The 24,406-nt window shown below is 72.7% G+C and carries 22 protein-coding genes; 13 read left to right on the top strand and 9 right to left on the bottom strand.

Translation table 11 applies throughout. The annotated features are described in order from the left end of the window. Window positions 1–329 precede the first annotated feature (329 nt). Window positions 330–554 (top strand): hypothetical protein, encoded by a 225-nt coding sequence (locus tag OG948_RS31310; protein WP_078974137.1) that lies wholly within the window; start codon window positions 330–332, stop codon window positions 552–554. A 590-nt stretch (window positions 555–1,144) separates the two neighbouring features. On the opposite strand, the gene OG948_RS31305 is transcribed toward OG948_RS31310, so the two are convergent. The 3 genes from OG948_RS31305 to murJ form a co-directional block, all read right to left on the bottom strand. Continuing rightward, on the bottom strand, window positions 1,145–2,695 hold the full coding sequence (locus OG948_RS31305) for a PucR family transcriptional regulator (RefSeq protein WP_406299657.1): 1,551 nt from the start codon (window positions 2,693–2,695) through the stop codon (window positions 1,145–1,147). Window positions 2,696–2,927: 232 nt separating this feature from the next. Beyond that, window positions 2,928–3,881: a helix-turn-helix transcriptional regulator gene (locus OG948_RS31300; RefSeq protein WP_406299656.1), complete on the bottom strand. Its 954-nt coding sequence runs from the start codon at window positions 3,879–3,881 to the stop codon at window positions 2,928–2,930. Between the two features lie 151 nt (window positions 3,882–4,032). After that, window positions 4,033–5,811: a murein biosynthesis integral membrane protein MurJ gene (murJ, locus tag OG948_RS31295; protein WP_406299655.1), complete on the bottom strand. Its 1,779-nt coding sequence runs from the start codon at window positions 5,809–5,811 to the stop codon at window positions 4,033–4,035. 133 nt (window positions 5,812–5,944) lie between these two features. Between murJ and OG948_RS31290 the strand changes: the two genes are divergently transcribed. Continuing rightward, complete coding sequence (locus OG948_RS31290; RefSeq protein WP_406299654.1) at window positions 5,945–6,580, top strand: TetR/AcrR family transcriptional regulator; 636 nt, start codon at window positions 5,945–5,947, stop codon at window positions 6,578–6,580. Between the two features lie 167 nt (window positions 6,581–6,747). After that, window positions 6,748–7,596 carry a helix-turn-helix domain-containing protein gene (locus OG948_RS31285; protein WP_406299653.1) on the top strand — a complete coding sequence of 283 codons (849 nt, stop codon included), beginning with the start codon at window positions 6,748–6,750 and terminating at the stop codon, window positions 7,594–7,596. Between the two features lie 71 nt (window positions 7,597–7,667). On the opposite strand, the gene OG948_RS31280 is transcribed toward OG948_RS31285, so the two are convergent. The 3 genes from OG948_RS31280 to OG948_RS31270 all read right to left on the bottom strand — a co-directional run bounded on the left by OG948_RS31280 (window position 7,668) and on the right by OG948_RS31270 (window position 10,649). Continuing rightward, the gene (locus OG948_RS31280; protein ID WP_406299652.1) at window positions 7,668–8,351 is read right to left on the bottom strand and encodes a L,D-transpeptidase; all 684 of its coding nucleotides are present in this window, start codon (window positions 8,349–8,351) and stop codon (window positions 7,668–7,670) included. 436 nt (window positions 8,352–8,787) lie between these two features. Continuing rightward, window positions 8,788–10,236: an MFS transporter gene (locus OG948_RS31275; RefSeq protein WP_406299651.1), complete on the bottom strand. Its 1,449-nt coding sequence runs from the start codon at window positions 10,234–10,236 to the stop codon at window positions 8,788–8,790. Beyond that, complete coding sequence (locus tag OG948_RS31270) at window positions 10,233–10,649, bottom strand: cupin domain-containing protein (protein WP_406299650.1); 417 nt, start codon at window positions 10,647–10,649, stop codon at window positions 10,233–10,235. Before OG948_RS31270 ends, OG948_RS31275 begins: the two co-directional genes overlap by 4 nt. A 147-nt stretch (window positions 10,650–10,796) precedes the next feature. On the opposite strand from OG948_RS31270, the gene OG948_RS31265 reads away from it, so the two are divergent. The 3 genes from OG948_RS31265 to OG948_RS31255 all read left to right on the top strand — a co-directional run bounded on the left by OG948_RS31265 (window position 10,797) and on the right by OG948_RS31255 (window position 14,779). Beyond that, a complete protein-coding gene (locus OG948_RS31265) occupies window positions 10,797–11,489 on the top strand; it encodes a TetR/AcrR family transcriptional regulator C-terminal domain-containing protein (RefSeq protein WP_406299649.1) in 693 nt (230 codons plus the stop codon). Between the two features lie 454 nt (window positions 11,490–11,943). Beyond that, window positions 11,944–13,725, top strand: a complete 1,782-nt coding sequence (locus OG948_RS31260; RefSeq protein ID WP_406299648.1) for an LCP family protein — start codon at window positions 11,944–11,946, stop codon at window positions 13,723–13,725. Window positions 13,726–14,341: 616 nt separating this feature from the next. Beyond that, window positions 14,342–14,779, top strand: a complete 438-nt coding sequence (locus OG948_RS31255) for a CBS domain-containing protein (RefSeq protein WP_406299647.1) — start codon at window positions 14,342–14,344, stop codon at window positions 14,777–14,779. 11 nt (window positions 14,780–14,790) lie between these two features. Here the strand turns inward: OG948_RS31255 and OG948_RS31250 are convergent, their stop codons facing one another. After that, the gene (locus tag OG948_RS31250) at window positions 14,791–15,891 is read right to left on the bottom strand and encodes an alkene reductase (RefSeq protein WP_406299646.1); all 1,101 of its coding nucleotides are present in this window, start codon (window positions 15,889–15,891) and stop codon (window positions 14,791–14,793) included. 255 nt (window positions 15,892–16,146) lie between these two features. On the opposite strand from OG948_RS31250, the gene OG948_RS31245 reads away from it, so the two are divergent. Then, the gene (locus OG948_RS31245) at window positions 16,147–16,569 is read left to right on the top strand and encodes a MarR family winged helix-turn-helix transcriptional regulator (RefSeq protein ID WP_406299645.1); all 423 of its coding nucleotides are present in this window, start codon (window positions 16,147–16,149) and stop codon (window positions 16,567–16,569) included. Window positions 16,570–16,582: 13 nt separating this feature from the next. Here the strand turns inward: OG948_RS31245 and OG948_RS31240 are convergent, their stop codons facing one another. Beyond that, window positions 16,583–17,623 carry an alpha/beta hydrolase family protein gene (locus OG948_RS31240; protein ID WP_406299644.1) on the bottom strand — a complete coding sequence of 347 codons (1,041 nt, stop codon included), beginning with the start codon at window positions 17,621–17,623 and terminating at the stop codon, window positions 16,583–16,585. 161 nt (window positions 17,624–17,784) lie between these two features. Here OG948_RS31240 and OG948_RS31235 point away from each other — a divergent pair, with 161 nt between their 5' ends. Beyond that, entirely contained in the window at window positions 17,785–18,447 is a 663-nt protein-coding gene (locus OG948_RS31235) for a GNAT family N-acetyltransferase (RefSeq protein ID WP_406299643.1), read from the top strand. Between the two features lie 38 nt (window positions 18,448–18,485). Further along, window positions 18,486–19,358 (top strand): PaaX family transcriptional regulator C-terminal domain-containing protein, encoded by an 873-nt coding sequence (locus OG948_RS31230; protein ID WP_406299642.1) that lies wholly within the window; start codon window positions 18,486–18,488, stop codon window positions 19,356–19,358. Between the two features lie 286 nt (window positions 19,359–19,644). On the opposite strand, the gene OG948_RS31225 is transcribed toward OG948_RS31230, so the two are convergent. Beyond that, window positions 19,645–20,517 carry a LysR family transcriptional regulator gene (locus tag OG948_RS31225; protein ID WP_406299641.1) on the bottom strand — a complete coding sequence of 291 codons (873 nt, stop codon included), beginning with the start codon at window positions 20,515–20,517 and terminating at the stop codon, window positions 19,645–19,647. A 97-nt stretch (window positions 20,518–20,614) separates the two neighbouring features. Between OG948_RS31225 and OG948_RS31220 the strand changes: the two genes are divergently transcribed. From OG948_RS31220 to OG948_RS31205, 4 genes are all read left to right on the top strand, one after another. Continuing rightward, window positions 20,615–21,355, top strand: a complete 741-nt coding sequence (locus tag OG948_RS31220; RefSeq protein ID WP_406299640.1) for an SDR family oxidoreductase — start codon at window positions 20,615–20,617, stop codon at window positions 21,353–21,355. Between the two features lie 81 nt (window positions 21,356–21,436). Then, window positions 21,437–22,819 carry a PLP-dependent aminotransferase family protein gene (locus OG948_RS31215; protein WP_406299639.1) on the top strand — a complete coding sequence of 461 codons (1,383 nt, stop codon included), beginning with the start codon at window positions 21,437–21,439 and terminating at the stop codon, window positions 22,817–22,819. A gap of 273 nt (window positions 22,820–23,092) precedes the next feature. Next, entirely contained in the window at window positions 23,093–24,013 is a 921-nt protein-coding gene (locus OG948_RS31210; protein ID WP_406299638.1) for a branched-chain amino acid transaminase, read from the top strand. Between the two features lie 120 nt (window positions 24,014–24,133). Then, window positions 24,134–24,349 (top strand): hypothetical protein, encoded by a 216-nt coding sequence (locus OG948_RS31205; protein ID WP_406299637.1) that lies wholly within the window; start codon window positions 24,134–24,136, stop codon window positions 24,347–24,349. The last annotated feature ends 57 nt before the right edge of the window (window positions 24,350–24,406 follow it).

Here is a 24,406-nt window from a genome sequence, read left to right as displayed (position 1 = left end):
CATCACGAATGGAGTCAACCAAGCTTGCCATGGCGTAACTATGGCGCCATGATGGCGTCATGGACATGACGCCATGGGCCGCACCCGGAATGTCCGGTGGCATCTGGCCGTTGCCGCATCCGGTACCGCTGCCGCTGCTGTGCGCGGTGCTGATCCTGGCCGCGCTGGCACCCCTGGAGCGCCGGCTCCGACGCCGGACCGTCGAGCGTCGACGCATCCCGAAGCGGGCGACACGCGCAGCACGGCAAATGTCGGAATTCATGACAAGCCCGACGCAGCATGGGTGCCGAACCCGGATGTCAGCCGTCTCGATCCCGCAGGGAGCACCCATGCCCGTGACCGCCGATCTCGACAAGTTGCTCGACAAGGCCTACGAGAACAAGACCCTGAGCGAAGTCCTCGCCGCCCCCGTCGCGGGACTGGCCGGGATCACCGACGCGCACGCGGAGCACCTGGCCTCGCTGAAGATCACCACCATCGGCGACCTGGGCCGCAACAAGTACTTCCGCTGGGCCGCGTCGCTGGCCGACCTCCAGGACAGCGGCGCCAAGTAGCCCCGACGCCGCATCCACGCGGGCCCGCGCCCAGCCGAACGGGGCCACCGCACGGGTCCGCACCCAGGCCCGGAAGAGCCACCACACGTGCCCCGTCCCCGGCAACACCGCGACGCCCGTCCCGGCCCGCCGTGCAGCCGCGCTCGCCCCGATCCCGGCAGTGCCACCGCACTCACCCCAGCCCCGGCGGTCCCCACGCCCGTCCCGGCCCTGGTCGTGCAGCCACGCCCACCCCGGCCGCGGCGGTCCCGCGGCGCCCATCCCCGCCCCAGATGTGCAGCCACGCCCACCCCCGCCCCGGCAGCACCGCCACGCCCGTCCCCGATCCCGGCACCGCCACCACACGCGCCCGGCCCCGGCGGTCCCGCGACGCCCGTCCCGCCCCGCCCCGCCGTACGGCCGCACTCGCCCCGATCCCGGCAGCACCACCGCACTCACCCCAGCCCCGGCGGCCCCGCCACGCCCGCCCCCGCCGCGCAGCCGCGCTCGCCCCGATCCCGGCAGCACCGCGACGCTCGCCCCGGCCCCCGCCGCGCAGCCGCACTCACCCCGATTCCGGCCATGCCGTCGCCCTCGTCTCGGGGTCGGTCTCAGCAGCCGGGGTCGCTCTCCAGGGCCAGTAGCAGATCCACCCGGTCCCGGGCCGAGAACAGGTCCCGGCCGGTCAGATCCCGGACCCGGCCCATCCGCTGGTGCAGCGCGCTGACATGCACGCCCAGCATCGCCGCGCAGCGCTGCCAGGCCCCGTTGGCGGCCAGGAAGGCGGCGAGCGTGCCGATCAGGTCGGTGCCGTGTTCGGCGTCGTACGCCCGCAGGCCGCCCAGGACCCGATCGGCGAACGCGCTGCGCACGGGCCCGGGTACGGCCGCCAACAGCGCCGGGTACGCGTCGATCCCCGGTCCTACGGCCACCGTGAGCCGGCCGGGGCGCGCCCACGCGAGGTCCCGCGCGCCCCTGGCCTCGGCCAAGGCCGTCGCCCACGTGGGTGACGTCCCGGTGATGCCGATCGCGACCCGCTCGGACCCGAGCAGCGGTTCCCACCAGTGCGCCGCCCGCTCCAACTCTTCGGCGATCCGGGCCGCCGCGCCGGCCCCGGTCCCGGCCGACGCGAAGACGACCGACTCGGCCTTGCCGCAGGCCACCACCCACCGCGTCGCCGGATCCGCCGCGAACACTCGCTCGATCAGGTCCACAACCAGCCGCCCGATCGCCGGGTCGGCCCCGTCGGACGCGGCACAACACACGATCGGCGCCGCGTCCGGTCCGATCCCCGCCGCGCCCAGTCGGGCCCGGACCGCGTCCGGGGCCGCGTCCGACTCGACCAGGTCGACGAGTTCCCACGCGTGCGCGCGCTCCACGGCGAGCCGCTCCGCGCGCCGGGCGCCGCCGAGCAGCAGCAGGTCGGCGGCCTGCGCGAGGGCCTCGTCGTCGGTACGGTCCCCGGCGCACACGAGGTATCCCGCGAACGCCGGCCCCCGACCGAGCGCGAACACCGTCTCACCCTCGATGAGGGCCGGCAGCCGCTCCGCCGCGAGCGCGCCGCGCACCGTCTCGACCGCGTCCACCACGTCGCCCGCCACGGCCGCCCCCCGTGCCGGCCCACTCCCCGTCGCGCTCGCCAGGACCCGGCCGGCCGGCGTCGACACCCGGCAGGGTGCGCCGAGTTCGCGGGCGAGCAGATCCAGCAGGTCCTGGGTGTCCGCCCCCTCGGCCAGCGCCGTGATCAGCCGGCGCTGCCGACCGGACAGGCGTCCCGTGGTCGGCCCGCGTTCGAGCGCGACCCGGTGCGCGACCACCTCGGCGATCCGCACCGCCGTGACCCCGCTCGGGGCCAGGAACAACGGGAGGCCGGCCTGCCCACAGGCCTCGACCAGCGCGTACGGCACCTCGTCCGGAGCCGGTTCGACCCGATCCACCCCGTCCCGCGCCTTTGGCAACACCACGACCGCCGCCGCGCCGCCCGCCACGAGCGCCCGCACCGGTCCCGTGCCGTCGACCCCGGATCCGTCGGCGCGCAGCACCACGAGTTCGCCGGCGATCGTGCCCCCGCCGGGGTCGACCGGATCGGCGGCCGACACCCGAAGCACCTCGCGAGCGAGTCCCTCCGTACCCGCCAACAGGGCCAATCGCAGCTCGGGCATGCCCAACAGATCCTCGACCCGCACCGCCGTGCCCCCAAGCCTTCGTTCATCGTGTTCCGATGATCGTATGAACACGGAGCGATGCGGACACTGCGCTTCCGCCGGTTTCCCACACCTCCGCCGCCGAAAAGGCGCCGCCCCGAAGTGCCCGCACCCCCGCCGGCCGAAGCGCGCGCGAGGCGTACACGGGCCCCTCCGGGACCGACCCGCGCCCGGGACGACCGCGCGGATCTCACCCGTACGCGCCGACGATCGCCGCCGCCGTCTCGACCATCGCCGTGCGCGCCTGCGGCGGATCCAGCACCTCCACGTCGGTGCCGAACTGGAGCAGTTGGCGCACCGCGCCCAGTGCCGGATACCCCAACTCGACCGTCACCCACTCGTCGTCGTGATCCGCCGGCGGCCCGGTCAGCCAGGCCCCGACGATCCGGACGAACATGTCGACCCGGGTCCGCCGCACCCGGGCCCGGATCCGCACCGCCACCGGCTGCTCGTCGATGCCTCGGCGCAACGCGTGCCACACCTCGGCCAGTTCGACCCCGGGCCGCCGGCGCACCGGGTCCTCGGTGACGGTCAACCCGGTGAGCCGATCGGTGTGGAACAGCCGGGGCGTCCCATCGCGATCCGCGACCAGATACCACGTACCCGCCTTGGCGACCAGCCCGTAGGGGTCGACGGTGTATGTGCGCGGCATGGTCGAGCCGCTGCGCCGATAGCGGATCCGCAGCCGCCGGTCCGCGAACACCGCGTCCTGCAACGCGGCCACGTCCACCGCCGGACGCGGCCCGGACATCCACCGCTGCGGATCGATCAGCACCCGGCGGGTCATCTCCTCGGCGGCGGGCCGATGGGGCGCGGGCAGCGCGACCATCACCTTGCGCAGCGCCGAGCCGAGCGCGCCGTCCAGGCCCAGCGCCGCGTGCGTGCCCTGCTCGGCGAGCACGAACAGGGCGCGCGCCTCGTCCGAGGTCAGCCCGGTGACGTCGGTCCGGAACCCGGGCAACAACGAGATCCCGCCGTGCCGACCGCGCTCGGCGTAGACCGGCACACCGGCCGTGGACAGCGCCTCGACGTCGCGGTAGATGGTCCGCGTCGACACCTCCAACCGCTCGGCCAACTCGGCCGCCGGTACCCGGCCACGAGTCTGCAAAAGCAACAGGATGGAGAGCAGCCGATCGGATTTCACACCACCCAGGATGCTCCCTCCCCCGCTCGACCGCGGCCGGCACACCCCGAGGCACGAGCCGCCCACCCCGCGAGGCACAGGCCGTTCCCCCGAGGCGCGGGCCGCTCACCCCGCGAGGCACGAGCCGCACAGCCCCCGAGGCGCGGCCCGTTCACCCCCCGAAGCGGGTCCGCAGCGTGCCCACCGCCGCCGTGACCTCGTGGATCCGCAACAACCGGCCCAGCCCGACGAACGCGGCGACCATCACCGCGCCGCCCAGGGCCAGTTGCAGCGCGGCGAGGCCCGCGCCCTCGCCCACCGCGGCCAGCGGCCTGGTGACCGCGAGTCCCGCGCCGCCGGCCACCGCACCGGCCGCGATCAGCCGACCGTACGTACGCGCCGTGATCCGCCCGGTGGCCCCGCTCAGCCGTCGGCGCAGCCGCAGCGCGGTCACCGCGAGGCCGACCGTGTAGGCCAGGGTGTAGGCGAGCGCCATGCCCACCACCGCCCACCGGGCCGGCAGCAGCAGGTAGGCCGCGCCGGACAGGCCCGCGTTCACCGCGGCGATCCACACGGCGGCCAGGAACGGCGTACGGGTGTCCTCCATCGCGTAGAAGCCGCGCAGCAGCACGTACTGCGCGGAGAACGGGATCAGGCCGAGCGAGAAGCCGGCCAGCACCCGGGCCATCACGCTCACGTCGGCGCTGCCGGTCTCGCCGTGCCGGAACATCAGTTCGGTCAGTTGCGGACCGAAGCACAACAGCGCGAAGGCGGCCGGCACGATCGCCACGCCGGACAACCGCAGGCTGCGCGAGAGTTGTTCGCGCAGGTCCTGGGGACGGTGCTCGGCCACGGCCCGGCACATCCGCGGGAACAGCGCGGTCATCAGCGACACGGTGATCACCGACTGCGGCAGGATCCACAACGTCTGCGCGTTGCCGTACGGCGTGTACCCGGCGCCGCCCGCCGCCCCGGCCCGCTCCGCGGCGGCGCCGGCGGCCACCGTCAGGTTCACCACGACGGTGTAGCCGACCTGGTTGACCAGCGCGAACAGCAGCGTCCAGCGGGCCAGTCGGGCATCCTGGCGCAGCCCGCTGCCGCGCCAGTCGAACCGGGGCCTGATCCGCAGACCGCTCGCGCGCAGGTACGGGAACAGGCAGGCCGCCTGGACCACGATGCCCAGCGTGGTCCCGATCCCGAGCAGCCGGGTCTGCGCGGCGGACAACCCGTGCGGACCGGCGTCGTGGGTGCAGGAGATGAACAGCGCGAAGGTGGCGATCACCACCACGTTGTTCAGCACCGGCGTCCACATCATCGAGCCGAACCGACCCCGCGCGTTGAGGATCTGGCCGACCACGGTGAACACGCCGTAGAAGAAGATCTGCGGCAGGCAGTAGCGCGCGAAGGTCACCGCCGACGCGTAGCCACGCCCGGCGTCCGCGCCGTCGAGGTGTCCGCCGGTCAGCCGGATGAGCTGCGGTGCGGCGAGCCACGCGAGCACGGTGACCACGCCCAGGACCAGCACGGTCAGTGTGAGCAGCCGATTCGCGTACGCCTCGCCCTCGCGCTCGTCGCGCATCGCGCGGATCATCCGGGGCACGAACACCGCGTTCAGCGCGCCGCCGGCGAGCAGCGTGAACAGCATGTTCGGGATCGTGTTGGCCACGTTGTAGGCGTCGGCGGCTCCCGCGGTGCCCAGCGCGGCGACGATCAGGACGGTGCGGAGCATGCCGGTGACGCGGGAGAGTACGGTGCCCGCGGCCATCACCAGTCCGGCCCGGAGCAGGCCGGCGCCGGAGCCCGTGCCGGCGGCGGCCGATGGCGTCCGGCGGTGCCGACCGGCGAGCGCGGGAGACGCGGGCCCGTGGGTGGGAGGCACGACGGGAGGCGCGTCGGCGATCACGCCGAGCGGCCGTGTCTCGGCGTCGGCGCCCCGGTACTCCTCCGCCATCGCGCCCCACCCGCCCGTGTCCCGAATGCGCCCGGGCGTGGTCGCCCGACGACATCGTTGGTCCTCTACCGGGACGGTAGCCATTCGCACGATAGAACGCAACCGTATCGTCGTGTCGCAGTACCATCGGCCCATGCCCGCCGACCCGAAACCCTCGCCCCGCCGACCCCCGGCCGGGGCCGCCGTCCTGCGCGAGGACGTCACCTCGGCGATCCGCGGCGCGGTCTTCGAGGAACTCGCCTCGGTCGGCTACGGCCGGATGTCGATCGAGGCGGTCGCCCGCCGTGCGGGCGTCGGCAAGACCGCCGTCTACCGCCGCTGGCCGGCCAAGTTGGACATGGTGGTCGACCTGGTCCTGGCCGTCGCCGTACAGGACCTGCCCGCGCCGGACACCGGATCGTTGCGCGGCGACCTGCGGGTGCTGCTCACCGAGGCCGCCCGCGCGTTGTGCCACCCGTTGGCCTCGCAGATCATCCCCGACCTGCTCGCCGAGGCGGCCCGCAACCCGGAGATCACCCGCAAGCTGGACACCGTGCTGCACGGCACCCAGCGCCGGATCGGCACCGCCGTACTGCGGGCCGCGGGCGCACGCGGCGAACTCCCGCCGGGCGTCGACGTCGACCTGGCGCTGGACCTGATCGTCGGGCCGCTCTACTGGCGCCTGGCGATCACCCGCACCCCGCTCACCGACGACCACCTGGACCGACTGACCTCGGCGACCACCGCGGCCCTGATCGGCTCGGCCACGCCGGCGGCGGACCCGAACTGACCACCGGCCCGCGCGCGTCCGCCGATCGTCCGACCGGGACGCGGCCGGCGCCCGGCCCACCGTGTTCGGTCGGCCGGACCGAGGAGGCCCGTTCCGAGGAATCCCGTTCCGAGACGGGCACCACCGGGGCCACGATCGGGGCTTGCGCGCGCCATAGACTGCGGGCCGTGAGCGAGAACGAACTTGGTACCTACCTCCGCGACCGCCGCGAGGCGGTCAAGCCCGCCGACGTCGGGCTTCCCGACGGTGCCCGGCGGCGCACCCCGGGCCTGCGCCGGTCGGAGTTGGCGACCCTCGCCGGAGTCAGCGCCGAGTACCTCGCGCGGCTGGAGCAGGGTCGCGACCGCCGCCCGTCCGGCCAGGTGCTGGCGGCGCTGGCCGACGCGCTGCGGCTGACCGCGGACGAGCGTGTGCACGTGCGCCTGTTGGCCAAGGCCGCCACCGGCGAGATGTTCCCGTGCACGGGCGGCGAACCGCCCGCCCGGACCGTGCGATCCACGGTGCGCGCGCTCCTGGACCGGCTCGAACCGGCCCCCGCGCTGCTGGTCAATCGGCTCGGCGACGTGCTGGCCTTCACCAACGGGTACGAGCGACTCGCCCGTCCGTTGGGCATCCTGGACGAGGAGGAACCCAACCTCGCGCGCTACGTGTTCACCGATCCGCGAGCGCGCGCGGCCTACCCGAACTGGGAGCGGATAGCCGACGAGCACGCCGCGATCCTGCGGTTGGCGTCCTCGTTCGGCGATCCCTACGTGCAGGACTTCCTCGACGGCATGGCCGTCACCGCGGGCACCGCGTTCACCGAGCGGTTGGCCGCGCCCGCCACGTTGCCGCGCCGGGTGGGCGTGGAACACCTGGCCCACCCCGAGGCGGGCGAACTACGCCTGGAACGCGAGATCCTCGACCTGGCCGACGTCGACCAGACCCTGGTCGTCTACCTCCCGTTCGACGAGCCCACCTCCGCGGCCCTGGACCACCTCACCGGCCGGCACCCGGGCGCGTTGCGCGCGGTGTGACCGCGTCCGCCGGGACCGGGCACACCCGCCCGGCCGACCGGCGACCGGGGCCGACGACCCGAACCGGCTCGTCAGGTACCGGGTTTGTTCCCGTACACGTACACCTCGTCGCCGGTGTGCAGCAGTCCCCAGTACGCCTGCGCGTCCGCCGGCCGCATGTTGAGGCAGCCGTGCGAGCCGGGCGGCGACGTGACCGAGCCGTCGATCGCGTGGAACGCGATGCCGCCGTCGAAGAACTGGCTGTACGGCATCGCCACGTCGTAGAGCGTCGACCAATGGTTCATCGCGCGGTAGTAGACCTTGTGCAAACCGGTGCGGGTCTCGAAGCCGTCCCGCCCGGAGCGGATGGCGACCGGCCCGTAGACCTGCTTGGCGCCGTCCTGGATCCAACTGACCTGCCGGCCGAGGTCCACACACGCGATCCGACCGACGTCGGTCGGGCAACCGCCCTCCCCGCCGCCGGCCTTGCGCTTGATCACGCCGTAGGTGACGGGCCCGGCGTAGCCGGCCGCCGGGCGGATGCCGTTCTGCGTCTGATAGGTACGGATGGCGCGGCAGTCGGCGGTGGACTGCCGGCCGTCCACCTTGAGCCCCAACGCCTTCTCCACCTGGCTTTGATACGGCCCGGTCCGCGCGGTACACGCGGAGGGGGCGGCGCTCGCGGGCGCGGCCAGGACGACGGTCAGCGGAACCGCCACGGCGGTCGCCGCCGCGACCGCCCCCGCTCGCCGGCACGTACGTGTGAACACACTCATCGGCTCTCCCTTCGCGTCGTACGCTCGCCCGCGGCCTGGTGCGGCACGCCCGTACGCCGGTCGCCGGCGGGTATGCAGACTTCCACGCTCGGTCGGTCCGGCGCGGAGTCGACAACGACGCACGCCTGTCGCCGTACCGGTTGGTCACGACGACCCGACGCTACCCGGTGGAAAGCAGCGATATACGTGGGAGAGCAGTCGAGTTCGCGGCCGACCTGCGCCGACGAGCATCGCGCGGCGCGGCCGACCTCGCCCCAAGGACGTTATCCCGCCGACTGGTTCGCTCGTGACCGACGCAACGAGCGCTGCTCGCCGCCCATTTGAGAGGCCTCGGGACGGGGGCCGACCGCCGAGGGCACTCGTGGCCCCGGCCGGGAGCCGAGCGAAGCCGACACCGACACACCACCGGCACCCGGCTCCGTTCCCGCCCCGGCGACTATCCCCGCTCGTCGGCGGGCGCACCCCCGAGTTTCGCCGGCACCAGGACCAGCGCGACCAGTGCGGCCAACACGAGCAGTCCGCCCGCCGTCTCCAGCGCGACCGCGTACCCGTGCGCGAGTTCGCGCTCGGACCCGCCGCCGTGCGGTCCGATCACCGACGCGGCCAGCGTGACCAGTCCGGCCAGGCCGATCGAACCGCCGATCTGTCGCGAGCTGTTGATCAGTCCACCGGCCATCCCGGCCTCGTGCGCGGCGACTCCCGCGGTCGCGGCGGTGCCCAGCGGCACGAAGCACAGCCCCGCACCGATGCTCGCGACCAGCGAGGGACCCAGGATCGAGCGCAGGAAGCTGCCGTCGACGTCGAACGCGAGCCCGAACCAGCCGAAGCCCACCGCCGCGAGCACAGCGCCCAGTGCGAGCAGCCGCCCCGGGCCGATCCGGGCCATCGTCCGGGTGGCGAGCACCGAGCCGATCACGATCCCGCCGGAGAAGGGCACGAAGGCCGCGCCGGCGGCGGCCGGTCCGTAGTCGAGCACCTGCTGGAGATACAGCGACGTGAAGTAGAACGCCGCGAACTGGCCGGAAAACAGCAGCATCATGAACAGGTTCGCCCCCAGCACCGGCCGATGGGTCAACAGCCCCATCCGCAACAGCGGCTCGGCGACCCGCAGTTCGACCAGGACGAAGGCCGCCAGCAGGGCCGCGGCGACGGCGAGCGTACCGATCGTCACGGCCGATCCCCAGCCCTGCCGCTCGGCCCGCACCACGCCCAGCACCAATGTGGTCGCACCGGCGGTGACCAGCAGCGCGCCGACCGGGTCGAGCCTGGGCGCGGCGCCGGGCACGGGTCGATCCGCCGGCAGCCCGCGTGCGGCGAACATGGCGAACGCGACGATCGGCACGTTGATGAACATGACCGCCTGCCAGCCCACCGACTCGGTGAGCAGCCCGCCGATCAGCACTCCGAACGCACCGCCCGCCGCGGCCGTCGCGCCCCACAACCCCAGCGCCCTGGACCGCGCGGGCCCGGCCGGGAAGGTCACCGTGATCAGCGCGAACGCCACCGGCGCGAGCGCGGCGGCACCGATCCCCTGCACCGCGCGGGCGGCGATCAGCGCGCCGGGCGTGGTGGCCAGGCCGCCGCCCAGGCCGGCCAGGCCGAACACGGCCAGGCCCGCGACGAGTGTGCGACGGCGCCCGACCAGGTCACCGATCCGGCCGCCGAGCATCAGCAGCCCGCCGAAGCTCAGCGCGTACGCGTTCACCACCCACGGCAGCCCGTCCGCGCCGAAGCCCAGGTCGTCGCGGATGTCCGGCAGGGCCACGTTGACCACGGACATGTCCAGCGCGACGGTGAACTGCACGGTCAGCACCACGACCAGCATCATCCGGGTCGCGCGCGGCATCCGGACCGGAACGGCCGCCGATTCGATCGTCCCGGTCATGCCCGCTCCCCCGCCCACCCGGCCCGCCGCTCCAGGCGGGTGCCGGAGCGCCGGGCGATCGACATCAGATCGGCGGGCTCCTCGATCTCGAGTCGATGCCAACGCCCGCGCGGCACCACGAACGCGCCGCCGGCCCGCAGGGTGACCGGCGGCTCCTCACCGGCGCCCTCCTCGGCGCGCAGCACGATCCGCAGCGCGCCCGTCCACACGCACACCACCTCGTCGGACTCTGGATGCATCTCCCAGTGGTCGGCGTGCAGGTCGGCGTCGGTCTCGACATGGAAGGCGGCCAACTGCCACCCCTGGTCGACGCCGTCGGCGCGGTCGACGCCGCTCATCCGGCGTTCCCCGGCGCTGATCCGGCCGCCTTCGGCCAACCGGAGGGCATCCTCGAACACATCGATGCGAGTCATCGAAGCTCCTTGCCACAAAAGGGAATCGGGCGCATCCGGGCGCGCCCGTCCGGCTCGGCGAGAGCCGCCGGAGCCGTGTTGACGTACTCTGTACGTGAACAACGCCCATCGAACACGTACGCTGTACGTAAGTCAAGGAGGAGCATCGTGCCCGCGCCCCGAAAGTTCAGCCGCGAACAACTGCGCACGGCGGCCCTGACCCTGGTGGACGCACACGGCCTGGGTGCGCTGACCATGCGCAGCCTGGCCGCGGCGCTGGGCACCGGGGCGATGACGATCTACAACTACGTGGACGGCCGCGAGGGCCTGGAGGGGCTGCTCGTCGAGGCGGTGATGGCGGACGCGCTACCGGCTCTCGACGAGCAGCGCGCCGAGGACGACGACTGGCGGGTCGACACCCGCCGGCTCGCCGAGGCGAACTGGCGTGCCGTACGCGCCCATCCGGACGTCATCCCGCTCATCCTCACCCGCCGGATCACCGACGGGTCCACACTGGCGCACGGCGAGGCGTTGCTGCGGGCGCTCGCCCGCAGCGGCCGGCGCGGGGCCGACCTGCTGTACGCGTTCCGCGCCGTGACCGGCTTCGTCACCGGCTTCGCCCAGGCCGAACTGGCCGGCCCGCTCTCGATCGCGCCGGACGAGGACGTCCGGGCGATCACCGACCGGGCCCGCGCGCTGCCCACCGATCGTTTCCCGTACCTGATCGAGATCGCCGGGGCCGCCGCCGAGAGCACGCCCGAGACCGAGTTCCACGCCGGTCTCGACCTGCTGATCGCCGGCCTGGACGCGCACCCGGCCGGCCCGCGCCCGAACCCGCCTTCCGGGCCGAACGGGACGTGATCGGAAGATCAACCAGCTATGTCCGGGAATGGTCGCCGGTGTTCGCTCGTTGTACGGGACAGTCGGTGAACGGGTGTCCCCGGGCCCAACCTTTGCCGCCGTGAATTACCGTTCGGCTGGAGTCGCGGCGTGCCCCCCGCCGAGAGGTGATCCCGCTCACCGACGCCTGAACGACGGCGCCGCCCCCTCCCCCCGAGGGCGGCGTCGTCCTTGTCGTGCCCGGCCGCTTCCCGCCCCGCGCGGCATGCGCGCCACGCCGTGATCCATGCCATACCCGGACCGATCGTCCGCGCCGCAACCAACCTGTGCGCGAAGCCGTCCGTTTCCGAGGAGGCCGCCGTCACGACGACGTGCGGCCGGCACCTGTTCGGTCCGTTCCGGCCGCCCGGTACGGTGTCGAGCCAGTCCGCGGCAACGCGGCATCGGTTCGACGACAACTTTCTCGGGGGTCGTTTTGAGTTCCGCACCGGAGTCCGGTGGTCGCCGTCGGCGCGCGAACGCGTCGCGACCATCCTCCTCCGACGCGGTCTCGACCGCTCCCGCGGCGGACGGCGAGGAACTCGGCGCCGAGCCCACCGACGACGCGCCCGCCGTACCGCGCGCCCGCCGAGGCGAGGACACGTCGGCCGGTCGGGCCGCCCGCCGGGTCAAGCGCACCGGGCACGGCAAGCCGCGCCGCTTCCGCAAGCTCAAGATCACCGCGCTGGTGATGTCGCTGGTGCTGGTCGCGCTCGGGATCACCGGCTACGTGATCTATCAAAAGCTCAACGCCAACATCAAGCACAGCAAGCTCAACACCAGCGACGTGGACGTGCCCAAGGAGGCGCCCGACGAGTTCGGCCGCACCCCGATGAACATCCTGATGATCGGCTCGGACGGCCGGAACGACCCGATCGACTGCAAGCTCGGCGGCGCCTGCGACGGCGGCGCGCCGAGGGCGGACGTGCAGATGTTGCTGCACGTCTCGGCGGACCGCAGCAACGCGTCGGTGATCAGCATCCCGCGCGACACCCGCGTGGCGATTCCGGCCTGCACCGACCCGAAGACCAAGCAGAAGTTCGCGCCGATCAACGCCACGATCAACGAGAGCCTCGGTCGCGGCGGACCCGGCTGTGTGGTCGGCACGTGGCAGTTGCTCACCAAGATCCACATCGATCACTTCATGATGGTCACCTTCTCCGGCGTGGTCTCGATGGCCGACGCGGTCGGCGGGGTCGACGTGTGCGTGCAGTCGAACATCCAGGACGAGGCGGTCGAGTACGTCAACGGCGAACGGCACGTAATCGGTTCGCACCTGCGACTGACCGCCGGCACGCACAAGATCCAGGGCGAGGACGCGCTCAAGTGGCTGCGTACGCGGCACGCCTTCGAGGACGGCAGCGACGTCGGGCGCACCCACGCGCAGCACATGTACCTCAACTCGATGGTGCGCACGCTCAAGTCGAACAGCACCATCTCCAACCCGATCAAGCTGTTCAAGGTCGCCGACGCCGCGACCAGGTCGCTGACCGTCGACGACGGCCTCAACGGGATCCAGAAGCTCACCTCGTTGGCGACCACGCTGAACAAGGTGAACACCAACCGGATCACCATGACCACGATGCCGCACGACGCGGATCCGCAGGCCCCCGATCAGCACCTGGTCCCGGCCGCGTCCGCCGAGACGTTGTTCAAGATGGTCCGCTCGGACGTCGCGTTCGACAAGAACGGCCCGCCGCCGGGCACCGAGACCACCCCGCCGCCCGCGGCACCGCAACCGCCCCCGCCGCCCGCGGTGGACAAGGCCGCGATCCGGATCACCGTGGTCAACGGCACGACCAGGACGAGCCTGCCCACCGCCGTCACGGAGGGCCTGATCGCACAGGGCTTCGCGAACACCACGAAGGACCCGAACCCGATCAAGCGACAGACCAGCGCGGTGATCTTCCCGGCCAAGGACCAGGTCCAGGCGCAGGCCGTCGCCGACGCGCTCGGCCTGCCCGCCACGGCGTTGTCCCCCCAGCCGAACGCGACCCGCGTGACGGTGCAGATCGGCGCGGACTGGGGCTCCGGCGCCACCTTCAAGGGCACGGGCAAGAGCAGCACCCCCTCGGCACCGCCGTCCGCCCCGCCGCCCCCGCCGGTCGGTGAACTCCCCAAGGGCTCCTCCGCCCTGAACGCCTCCGAAGAGGGCGCGTGCATGAAGGTCTACACCGAGGCCAAGGACCGCAACGGCAAACCGATCTACACCTGGTAGCAACCGCCGGGGAGCACCGGTCCAGGCCGAGCGTTTCGGTGCCTCGGCCGGTGCCGGTACCCGACTCGGCGGCGCGACCGCACCCGAACTGTGCGGTAAATAAAGCCGGTTCACCCACAATCGTCCCGACGCCGGATCGGCCGCCCGTCGGAAAGACGTCAAAAAGACGGTAAGGTGGCCCTACCGAAGACACGTCGTACGTCGGCCTCCGCGCCGACGCCGTCCTCGGTGGGCTAGGACATCGGCCATTGCGGCCGGATCCGCAGGACTGGTGAACCGGGCTTCCGGTGACCGCGGTTCGCCCGCCGACCGAGCGCACAGCGCCATCGCGACTCTCGCGTCGCCATCCACCGCAGGCGGTCACGCCCGCGTCGAACCCCGGCACGCCGGTACCTCCCGGCCCGTTCCCGGCGGGTTCGACGTCGCGCGCCGGCCGCGTCCCGGGTGGCTTCAGCGCCGAACTTCCGCCGCCCCGCCGGGGCGTGTCGTCCGAAGACGGTGCGCGCACGGTCCGACCCGCGACCGGTTCCCACCGGCCGCGGTCCCTCATGACCCGAACCACCGGCGACCCGGGTGCGAACCCCGGATCCGGACGACTGGAAACCAGGTGCCCTCGATGACCGCCATACCCCACCATCGCCCCGTCGGTCCGCTCACCGTCGCGCAGGCCATGCGGCCGGCCGAGCTGGGGATCGACGTGAACACCATGGTCGACAAGGCCGTCGACATCATCCGCGTGGCCGACGCCGACCACGTGATCCTGCACGCCGAGGACGGCCGCTGCCTCGGCGTCGTACGCCGGGCGCAGCTGGCGCCGTACCAAAACCGCTCGTGGTACACCGCGCGCACGCCGATCGGGAACATCACGCACGACGGCGGCCCGTTCGCCCGGCCGGAGATGCCCGCCGGCGAGGCGCTGGCCACCATGCGTGCCCGGGGCATGCGGGTGTGGGCGGTGACCGACGCGGCCGGTCGCGCCGTCGGTCTGCTCACCCCGGACGCGCTGCGCACCGTGCTCACCGGCGAGCGCGGCCCGCTGGACGCAGCTGCCTGAAGCTCGGACGGCTAACCGGCCGCGCCCGAGGCCGCCGGGTAGTCCACGTATCCGCGCGCGCCCCCGCCGTACACGTCCGCCACCGGCGGCGGGGCCAACGGCAGTCCCTCGGCGATCCGCGCGGGCAGGTCCGGATTGCTGATGAACAGCCGGCCGAAGGCCACCACGTCGGCCAGTTCGGCGGCCGGCAACCGCTCGGCCGTCGCCGGGTCGACCGGCGTCGGGCCGTTGTGGTTCGCGATCAGCGTGCCGCTCCAGCGCGGGCGCAGATCCGCGAGCGCGGCGTAGTCGCCACGCTCCAGCACGTGCAGGTAGGCCAGGCCGAGCGGTTCGAGCGCGTCGACCAGGGCCCGGTAGGTCCCGCGCGCGTCCGCCTCGCGGATCTGGTTCTCCGGGTTGTCCGGCGAGACGCGCAGGCCCACCCGGTCCGCGCCGATCTCGGCGGTGACCGCGGCCACCACCTCCAGCACGATGCGCAGCCGGTTCTCCCGCGACCCGCCGTAGCGGTCGGTGCGCAGGTTGGTGTTCTCGGCCAGGAACTGCTGGAACAGGTAGCCGTTGGCGCCGTGGATCTCGATCCCGTCGAACCCGGCCTCGATCGCCCGCCGCGCACCACGCGCGAACGCCGCGACCACCTCCTCGATCTCGGCGAGGGTCAGCGCGCGCGGGGTCACGTGCGGCAGCAGGCCGTCCCGCGTGAAGATCGGCGCCTCGGTGATCGGCACCGCCGAGGGCGCGGTCGGCGTCGTGCCGTCCAGGGTCACCGGGTGCGTCATCCGGCCCACGTGCCACAACTGGGCGAAGATCCGGCCGCCCGCGTCGTGCACGGCGGTGGTGATCTCGCGCCGGCGTGCGACCTGTTCGTCGGTGCGCAGTCCCGGGATGCCGGGGCCGGACTTGCCGAGCGGGTGGATCGAGATGCCCTCGGTGATCAGCAGCCCGGCGCCGGCGCGCTGGGTGTAGTACGCGGCGGCGTGCTCGCTCGGCACACCGGTGGTGTCGTCGGCGCGACCCCGGGTCATCGGTGCCATCGCGATCCGGTTGGGCAGGTCCAGGAGGCCACGACGGTGCGGGGTCAGCAGCGGGTTCGCGGTGGTGGTGGGAGAGGTCAACGCGTCATCCGTTTCATCGGGTCGATCGGTTTCGGTGGGATCGGGGATCGGGGGTCGGCGGTCGAGCGCGGTGACCTCGACCTGCAAGGAATGTGTATGCTCATACATTATTTGCTTGTGCATGCATAATCTGGCACTGCATGTAACCTGCTGTCAACAGCGGTCGTACGCTCCGCCGGACCGGCCGCCGGGACTCCACCGAACCGGCGACCCGCCCGCACGGGCGACTCGCCCGAATGGCGAAAGGGGACGGCCATGGACGCGAAGCTCTGGGAACAGGTCGTCGTACTGCACGCGCGCGTCGAGCACGACCTCGGCAGGACGCTGCAACGGCGGCACGGGATCGGCCTGTCCGAGTACCGCGCGCTCTCCCGACTCGCGGTCGCGCCCGACGGCGAGCTGCGCATGCAGGAACTCGCCGATTCGATCGGTCTGAACCAGAGTTCGGTCAGCCGCCTCGCGGTCCGCCTGGAAACCGACGGGCTCACCCGACGCGACCTGTGTCCCAAGGACCGCCGAGGCGTGTACACGGTGATCACCGACGACGGGCGCACCCGGCTGGCCCAGGCCGACGCCACCTACGCGGAGGCGCTGACCGCCGCACTGGCCAAGGCCGCCGCCGATCCGCACCTGGCGGAGGTGACGGCGGCCCTGGGCGCGATCCCGGTCGCCCGGTGACCCGGAGCGGTGCTCAGCGCCCGGCCAGGAAGCGTCGCTGGTCGCCGAGGTAACCGGCGGCGAACAGGTCGCGCGGCGCGAAGACCGCCGTGAACCAGGTGTCGACCCGCGAGCCCTCGATGTCCTTCTCCACCATGGAGTGCGCCGCGCCCGGGTAGTGCCGGACCGTCAACTCGGCCCGCCCGCCCAGCAGTCGGCGATACTCCGCCTCGGTCTCCGCGACGTCCACGTTCACGTCGTGCCCGGCGAGCATCAACAACACCGGCACCCGCACCCCGGCCAGGTCCGCGCTCGCGTCGGCGGCGAAATTCCTGCGCGCGAACGCCCACCGGTCGGCCGGCATGTCCGCGGCGTCGCCCAGGGCCGCGCGGTACCGCTCGTGGCTCGCCCCCTCCTCGAGCAGCCGTCGGGTCTCGTCGCTGCGCCGCACCTCGGTCTCGATCCGCGCCGCCGAGGCGTGCTCGGCGCGCAGTTCGGCCAGCAGGTTGTAGCGGCCCTGACGCAGCCAGTTGATCGCGGGCGAGACGGCGATCAGGAACCGTACGTCCGGCGTGCGCGCGGCCACCTTCGGCAACACCCAGCCCGCCTGACTGGCACCCCACAGACCCACCCGCGCGTGGTCGACGTCCGACCGGGAGCGACTCCACGCGATCGCCGCCTCGGTCTCCCGGGCACGGTCCTCCATGCTCTGGTCGAGCCAGTTGCCCGGCGCGCCGTCCACTCCGGGCTTGGTCCAGGACAACGTCGCGTAGCCCGCCCGCGCGTACGCCTCCATCTGCGGCCGGTAGAACCCGTCGTTGGTCGCGTTCTTCGGGCCGTCGCCGTGCACCAACACGACCAGCCCGTACGGACCGCGCCCGCGCGTGGGCTTGGCCAGCACACCGTCCAGTCGTTGCGCGCCGTCCCGGAAGGAGATCCGCTCCTCGTCGAGGTCGTAGGTGTTCGCACGGTCGGCGTACACCGCCGCACCCAGGCCGACCAACAGGAGCAGCGCGACGATCGCGGCGCCGATCGCGAGCCCGCGATGGCGTCGAACAACCGATCCGAGCTTCATGTCTTCGTCTCCTTCATCCGGCTGCCCATCGCACCCTCATCCGCAATAACTATCGATTTACAAACGCTCGTCTGTCAAACGAACGTTTCAAGTATGCTGTCCCCGGATGCCCGGCATGATCGACCACGACGCCGAGGACGACCCACCACCCGGAGGCAGCGATGGACCAGGCGAGCGAGCCGAACGATCGACGCGGTTCGGATCACCGGCACCCGGGCGCGCTGCTGGTCCGCCGCGGCCTGCCGCCCGACGCGCGCCGGCGGGCGGCCGAGCTGTACTGGGAGGCGTTCGGGCGCAAGCTGGGCACCGCGCTGGGCCCGGCCGGGGCCGGGACGGCGTTCATCGCCGAGCACCTGCACGCGGACCGCGCGATCGCCGCGACCCGGGACGGCGTACTGGTCGGCCTGGCCGGCTACACGCACGGCGGCCATGGCCTCACCGGCGGCACGGCGCGCGACGTGCTGCGCGCGTACGGCCGACTCGGCGGCCTGCACCGCGTCGCCATCCTGGCCCTGCTCGAACGCAGGCCCGGGTCGTCGGAGTTGGTGATGGACGGGATCGCCGTCGACCCGTCGCAGCGCGGCACGGGCATCGGCAGCCTGCTGCTGGACGAGGTGGCCGTGCTCGCCCGCGAACTCGGCTGCCGACGGATCCGGCTCGACGTGATCGACGTGAACCCGCGGGCCCGCGCGCTCTACGAACGACACGGCTTCGTCGCGACCAGGACCGAGCACACGCCCTACCTGCGCGGATTGCTGGGCTTCGGGGCCGTGACCACCATGATCCGCAAGATCGGGCCCGCCCCGACGCCCGCGCGCGGGTGAGCGCGATGGGTCGCCCCGCGCGCTCGTATGCTCGGGACATGCCAGGAACGCCAGGAGTCGACCCGGTCGAGATCCCGACCCGCACCCTCGTGTACGCGCTGGTGCGGCCGGACGGCAGCGTGGACGCGGGCGAGTTGTACACCGTCGCGGGCGTGCTCGGGATGACCGACCAGCAGGTGCGGCTGTGCGTCAAACGCCTGGTCGCCGAGGGGCGGTTCACCCATCACGGTCGTGGCCGCAAGGCGGTGCTGAGCGCGTCCGAGGACACCCTGCGCATCATCGAACCCAACGTCGAGTTCGTCCGCTACGCGTTCCGCCAGGATCGCGGCCTGGAACCGTGGGACGGCACGTGGCGACTGGTCGCGTTCGCGATCCCGGAGTCCGCCCGATCCGCACGCGACGCGCTGCGCGACGCGATCCTGCGACTGGGCGGCGCGGCGCTGCACGGCGGCCTGTACGTGTCCGCGAACGAGTGGACCGACCTGGTCTCGGCCGAGGCGCATCGCCTGGGCGTATCGGACGCGGTAACCCTGCTCACCAGCCGGGACCTGCGCATCGGCCCGCTCGATCGCCCGACGGAACTGGCCGCCCACCTGTGGCCGCTCACCGAATTGGCCGAGCGCTACGAGCGCCTGATCGAGACCACCCGCCCCAGACTGGCCCGCCTGGAATCGAGCGCCGACATCGACGACGTCGAACTACTCACCATCGGCGTCGAGTTGACCGTCGAATTCAGCCGAGCAATGGAACCCGACCCCCTGCTCCCCCCGGAACTCCTCCCCACCCCCTGGCCCGGCCACCAGGCCCGCACCCTCCTCTCCCAAGCCTGGAACGCAGTAACGGCCCGAGACCACACCCACACAACCCGCCGCCTATACCGCCTATACGAACCCAACCCCCATCTCCTCTAACCACCCCAAAACCGCAGCCCATCCCACCCACCCGCCCACCCAAAACCCAACCGGCCCGGCGCTCGAAGCCACCCCAAAACCCCAGCACACCCACCACACCGACCCAAACTCAGCCCGTCCGGCGTTTGAGGACACCCGAAAACCGCAGCGCATCCATTAGGCCCACCCAACCCCTCCAGCCCGTCCGGCGCTTGAGGACACCCCAAAACCCCAGCAAACCTACCAAGCCCACCTAAAATCCAGCCCGTCCGGCGTTGAGGACAAAAAGAACCCACGCGCCGCGAAGCTAAAGCGCCTCGACGAAGTCCCGAACCGTCGCCCGGTGATCATCCACCCGCCAGGCAACCGCCAGTTCACTCGGCGAAAGCCCATTCACCGGAATGGCCACCGTCCCCGCCCGCTGATAGATCGCCGCGTTCCCGGCGGCAAGCAGCACGATCCCGCTCCCCTCCTCGACCGCCGCGAAGGTCTCGTCCGCGTTGCACACCTCCGCGCCGACCCGCACCGGCCGCCCACCGCGATGGTCGATCGCCAACCAGTAATCCCGCAGCGGCCCCGCCGAAGAAGGCAGGGCCAGGAACGGCTCGTCCAGCAACTCCGCGAACTCCACACTCGGGCGCCCCGCGAGGGGGTGGTCCTCGCGCACCATCACGCACCTCGGCTCGGTCGCCACCACGCGCGTCGCGAACGCGTCCGGGTTCGGGAGCGGCAACCACACCAGCGCGACGTCCACCTCCCCCTCGGCCAGCCCCGCCGTCGCGTCGTCCCAGTCGATCTGCCGAATCCGCAGCCGCCCATTCGGCCGCCGCACGGCGTACCCCGCACGCGCCCGCCGCAACAACCCGCGCCCGACACTCGTGGACAGCCCCACCCGCAACAGCGCCGCCTCGGCCGCGACCGCGTCGCCCACCACCCGCTGCGCCTCGTCCCAGCAGCGGATCACCTCGCGCGCCGCGGGCAACAACGCCGCACCGGCCGCGGTGAGCGTGACGGCCCGCCGGTCCCGGTCGAACAGACGGGTGCGCAGCCCGTCCTCCAACTGGCGTATCTGTTTGCTCAACGCGGGCTGCGACACGAACAATCGCTCCGCGGCGCGCGTGAAGTTGAGCTCCTCGGCGGTCGCCACGAAGTACCGAAGGTCTCGCAGGTGCGTGTCCATAGCCATTGGTTATCACAGCCGGTCTTGGACCCGGCGCCGCCGCACATCCGACGATGGCCGCACCCCGAAGCACCGGAGAGACAAGGAAGAGAACCCGATGGCCCGCACCACCGATGCACCCGCCGCCGGCCCGGGTCGGCGGGTCGGCTCGATCTCGCTGGTGACCGGCGCCAATCGTGGCATCGGCCACGAGGTGGCGCGTCGGTTGGGCGTGCTCGGGCACACCGTGCTGCTCGGCGCCCGGTCGGCCGACGCCGCCGAGTCCGCCGCGCGCGAGCTGCGCGCGGCGGGCCTGGACGCCCATCCGGTGCTCCTGGACGTGCGCGATCCGGCCGGTGTACGACGCGCCGCCGCCGAGGTCGAGCGGCGCTTCGGCGGCCTGGACACGCTGGTCAACAACGCCGCGATCACCTACGACACCTGGCAGCGCGCGACCGACGCCGACCTGGACGTGGTGGCCGAGGCCGGCGAGACCAACCTGTACGGGCCCTGGCGCACGGTGCAGGCGTTCCTGCCGCTGCTGCGCCGCTCGGCCCATCCCCGGGTGGTCAACGTGAGCAGCGAGGCCGCGTCGCTGACCAACATGGGCGGCGGAACACCCGCGTACACGATCTCCAAGGTCGGTCTCAACGCGCTCACCCGGATGCTCGCGGCCGAACTGCGCCCGGATCGCGTCCTGGTCAACGCGATCTGCCCGGGCTGGGTGGCCACCGAGATGGGCGGCCCGGGCGGTCGCCCGGTCGCGGCGGGCGCGGCCGGCATCGTCTGGGCGGCGACCCTTCCCGACAACGGACCCACCGGCGGCTTCTTCCGGGACACCCACCCGTTGCCGTGGTAGCGGGCGGCGTGCCGAGCCGGCGCGACCCCATATCGTCGAGCCATCGTCGGATCCGACGGAACGTGGGTCGAGGGAGTGGTCGTGGAGGTCGAGCAGTTCGCGGTCGTGGTCGCCGAGCGCATGGGGCGCCCCCGGCGCAACGAGCGCCGCTCGCGCGGCGAGCGGCTGTTCGACGCGCTGCGCGAGTTGGTGGAGGGCGGCGACCTGCTCGCCGAGACCCGGCTGCCGTCCGAGCGCGCGCTCGCCGAGGCGCTCGGTCTCAGTCGCGGCACGGTCGCCTCGGCCTACCTCTCGCTGAACCGGATCGGCCTGGTCGAGCGGCGCCACGGCAGCGGCTCGTACGTGCGTCCCGGCGGTCGGCCGACCTTCTCCCGCTGGCTGCGCGAGGGCGCCATCGTGGTCGACCTGGCCAAGGCGGTCGTACCCGACGCCGCGCTGTTGCCGGACACCGCGCTGCGCGTGGAGGACCTGCTCGACGCCCGACCGCAGGACGGGTACGCGCCGGCCGGCGACCCGCGACTGCGCGCGCTGGTCGCGGCGCACGCGTTGCCCGCCGGGTTCGGCGCGGACGACATCGTGGTGACCTCGGGCGCGCAGCAGGCGATCCACCTGGTCGCCGACGCGCTGCTCGGGCCCGGCGACCGAATCCTGGTCGAGCCGACCACCTACCCCGGGATGCTCGCCGCGGCGTACCGTTTCGGCGCCGAGGCGATCCCGGTGCCGGGCGATCGACACGGCTTCGACCCGGACGAGTTGCGGGCGGCGATCCGCCGGCATCGACCCGCGTACGCGTTCTCGTTGCCCGTGCACAACCCGACCGGGGCAATGGTCTCGGCCCGGCGGGCGAAGGCGGTCGCCCGGGTGGCCGCCGAGGAGGGCACGCTGCTGGTGGAGGACCGCACCCTCGCCGATCTCGCCGACGGACCGGTCGCCTCGGCGGCCGAACACCTGCCCGAGCGCACGGTGTGCCTGGGCTCGCTGTCCAAGACCACGTGGGGCGGTCTGCGGCTGGGCTGGGTGGCCGCGCCGACCTCCGTGCGGGCCCTGCTGATCGAGGCCAAGCAGCGTACCGACCTGGCCTGTTCCACGCTGGACCAGCAACTCGCGATCCACCTGCTGCGCGACCCCGACCGGCCGAGGCGGGTCCGCGCGTGGGCCGACACGCTCGCCGCCCGTCGGGACCACTTCGCCGCCGAACTCACCCGGCACCTGCCCGAGTGGGAGTGGACCATGCCACGCGGCGGCCTGTCCCTGTGGGCCCGGCTGCCCGGCGTGGACGGCGAGGAATTCGTCGCCGGCGCCCTTCGCCACGGCGTCGCGGTCTCCCCCGGCGCCGTCTTCGCGCCGGACCCGGACACCGCCGCCGAGCACATCCGCCTGAGCTTCGCGTGGCCCGAGCCGGTGCTGTCCCAGGCCGTCGAGCTCCTGACCACGGCCTGGCGCGAGGCCCGTCGGGTCCGTTAGAGCGGGCCGAAGCCGTTCCGGGCGGTGTTGAACTCCCTTGCCCGGTAAGTCGACCGCTCGCGCCCCCGGCCCGCGCCGAGGGGCGGCCCGGGCGTGTCCGGATGGCGGATCGGCACTAGTGGACCAATAGCGATCGGGCTAATGTGCCACTCATCAAGTGGCCCATCGAAGCGTCTCTCGGTGATCCACTTGTCGAGCACGCCCGACGGCGGCGCCGCACGGCGCCCGCGGCCGAAGGCGACCACGCACGAGCGCACGAGGGCGGGAGCAGCGATGGCACTGACCGAAGCGGACCGGATCTGGATGGGCGGCACGCTCGTGCCGTGGGCGGACGCGAAGGTGCACGTCCTCAGTCACGGACTGCACTACGGCACCGGCGTGCTGGAGGGCACCCGGGCCCACCTCACCCCGCGCGGCCCCGCGGTGTTCCGGCTCGACGACCACCTGCGGCGGTTCCGCGAGAGCGCCCACATCGTGGGCTTCGAACTGCCCTACGACCTGCCCACGCTGCGCGCCGCGACGCTGGAACTGATCGCGGCCAACGGACACTCCGATTGCTACCTGCGCCATCTCGCGCACATCGGCTACGGCGAGATGGGTCCGGCCCTCCGGCCCGAGATGGCGGTCGAGGTGAGCATCGCCGGGTGGGAGTGGCACGCCTACCTCGGCGACGCGCCGGCCGAGCGCGGCATCCGCCTGGCCACCAGTTCGTGGCGGCGCAACGACCCCAACGCGCTGCCGCCCGCGGCCAAGGCCACCGCCGGCTACCTCAACGCGGCGCTGGCCAAGACCGCGGCGCTGCGGGCGGGCTACGACGAGGCGCTGCTGCTCAACGCGGACGGCTACGTCAGCGAGTGCAGCGCGGCCAACGTCTTCGCGGTGCGCGACGGCGTGCTGTTCACCCCGCCGCCGAGCGCCGGCGCGTTGCGCGGGATCACCCAGGACACCGTGCTCACCCTGGCCGCGGATCTGGGTCTGGCGGTCCGTACCGAGAACCTGCTCCGCTCGGACCTGTACACCGCCGAGGAGATCATGGTCTGCGGCACGGCCGCGGGCGTGGTCGCGGTGGCCTCGCTGGACGACCGCGAGGTGGCCACCGGGCCGATCACCCGGAAGATCCAGGACGCCTACACCGCGGCGATCACCGGTAGGGACGAGCGGTACGCGCACTGGCTCACCCTCGTGCACCAGTGACGACGGGCCGAACGGGTCGTAACGAGCGCACGACACGCCCCTAATGGGCGAACTTACCCATATTGCTGTGATTTTGTGGATATCAGGATTTATGTTCCGCTTACCCACACTTCATGGGAGATGACAATGCGCCTCCGTACCTCGCTGATCGCCGTTGCCGGCGCCGCGCTCTTCGCCTTCGCCGGTGCCGGCACCGCTCAGGCGGGCGGCCACGACGACGGCCTCGTGGTCGGTCACCACACCAGCTCCGGCGTGAAGTTCTCGGACGGCTGCGGCCACCACGGCGGCGACTTCGCCGTGTGGCACTCCACGGACTCGTTCGTCGCGATCCACTGACGTCTCGCGACTCGCACCGAAACGGCCCGTCCACCCCTCGGGGTGGACGGGCCGTTT

The organism is Embleya sp. NBC_00888 (genome assembly GCF_045207655.1).
Taxonomy (GTDB): domain Bacteria; phylum Actinomycetota; class Actinomycetes; order Streptomycetales; family Streptomycetaceae; genus Embleya.
Note: the sequence above shows the minus strand (reverse complement) of the source record. Positions and strands in the feature narration are given on the sequence as shown.

Excerpts from the sequence above, each read along its gene's own strand:
- OG948_RS31310 (WP_078974137.1), top strand. The coding sequence starts at position 330 with ATGCCCGTGACCGCCGATCTCGACAAGTTGCTCGACAAGGCCTACGAG.
- OG948_RS31305 (WP_406299657.1), bottom strand. The coding sequence starts at position 2,695 with ATGCCCGAGCTGCGATTGGCCCTGTTGGCGGGTACGGAGGGACTCGCT.
- murJ (WP_406299655.1), bottom strand. The coding sequence starts at position 5,811 with ATGGCGGAGGAGTACCGGGGCGCCGACGCCGAGACACGGCCGCTCGGC.
- OG948_RS31290 (WP_406299654.1), top strand. The coding sequence starts at position 5,945 with ATGCCCGCCGACCCGAAACCCTCGCCCCGCCGACCCCCGGCCGGGGCC.
- OG948_RS31280 (WP_406299652.1), bottom strand. The coding sequence starts at position 8,351 with ATGAGTGTGTTCACACGTACGTGCCGGCGAGCGGGGGCGGTCGCGGCG.
- OG948_RS31275 (WP_406299651.1), bottom strand. The coding sequence starts at position 10,236 with ATGACCGGGACGATCGAATCGGCGGCCGTTCCGGTCCGGATGCCGCGC.
- OG948_RS31270 (WP_406299650.1), bottom strand. The coding sequence starts at position 10,649 with ATGACTCGCATCGATGTGTTCGAGGATGCCCTCCGGTTGGCCGAAGGC.
- OG948_RS31255 (WP_406299647.1), top strand. The coding sequence starts at position 14,342 with ATGACCGCCATACCCCACCATCGCCCCGTCGGTCCGCTCACCGTCGCG.
- OG948_RS31245 (WP_406299645.1), top strand. The coding sequence starts at position 16,147 with ATGGACGCGAAGCTCTGGGAACAGGTCGTCGTACTGCACGCGCGCGTC.
- OG948_RS31240 (WP_406299644.1), bottom strand. The coding sequence starts at position 17,623 with ATGAAGCTCGGATCGGTTGTTCGACGCCATCGCGGGCTCGCGATCGGC.
- OG948_RS31235 (WP_406299643.1), top strand. The coding sequence starts at position 17,785 with ATGGACCAGGCGAGCGAGCCGAACGATCGACGCGGTTCGGATCACCGG.
- OG948_RS31230 (WP_406299642.1), top strand. The coding sequence starts at position 18,486 with ATGCCAGGAACGCCAGGAGTCGACCCGGTCGAGATCCCGACCCGCACC.
- OG948_RS31225 (WP_406299641.1), bottom strand. The coding sequence starts at position 20,517 with ATGGACACGCACCTGCGAGACCTTCGGTACTTCGTGGCGACCGCCGAG.
- OG948_RS31220 (WP_406299640.1), top strand. The coding sequence starts at position 20,615 with ATGGCCCGCACCACCGATGCACCCGCCGCCGGCCCGGGTCGGCGGGTC.
- OG948_RS31210 (WP_406299638.1), top strand. The coding sequence starts at position 23,093 with ATGGCACTGACCGAAGCGGACCGGATCTGGATGGGCGGCACGCTCGTG.
- OG948_RS31205 (WP_406299637.1), top strand. The coding sequence starts at position 24,134 with ATGACAATGCGCCTCCGTACCTCGCTGATCGCCGTTGCCGGCGCCGCG.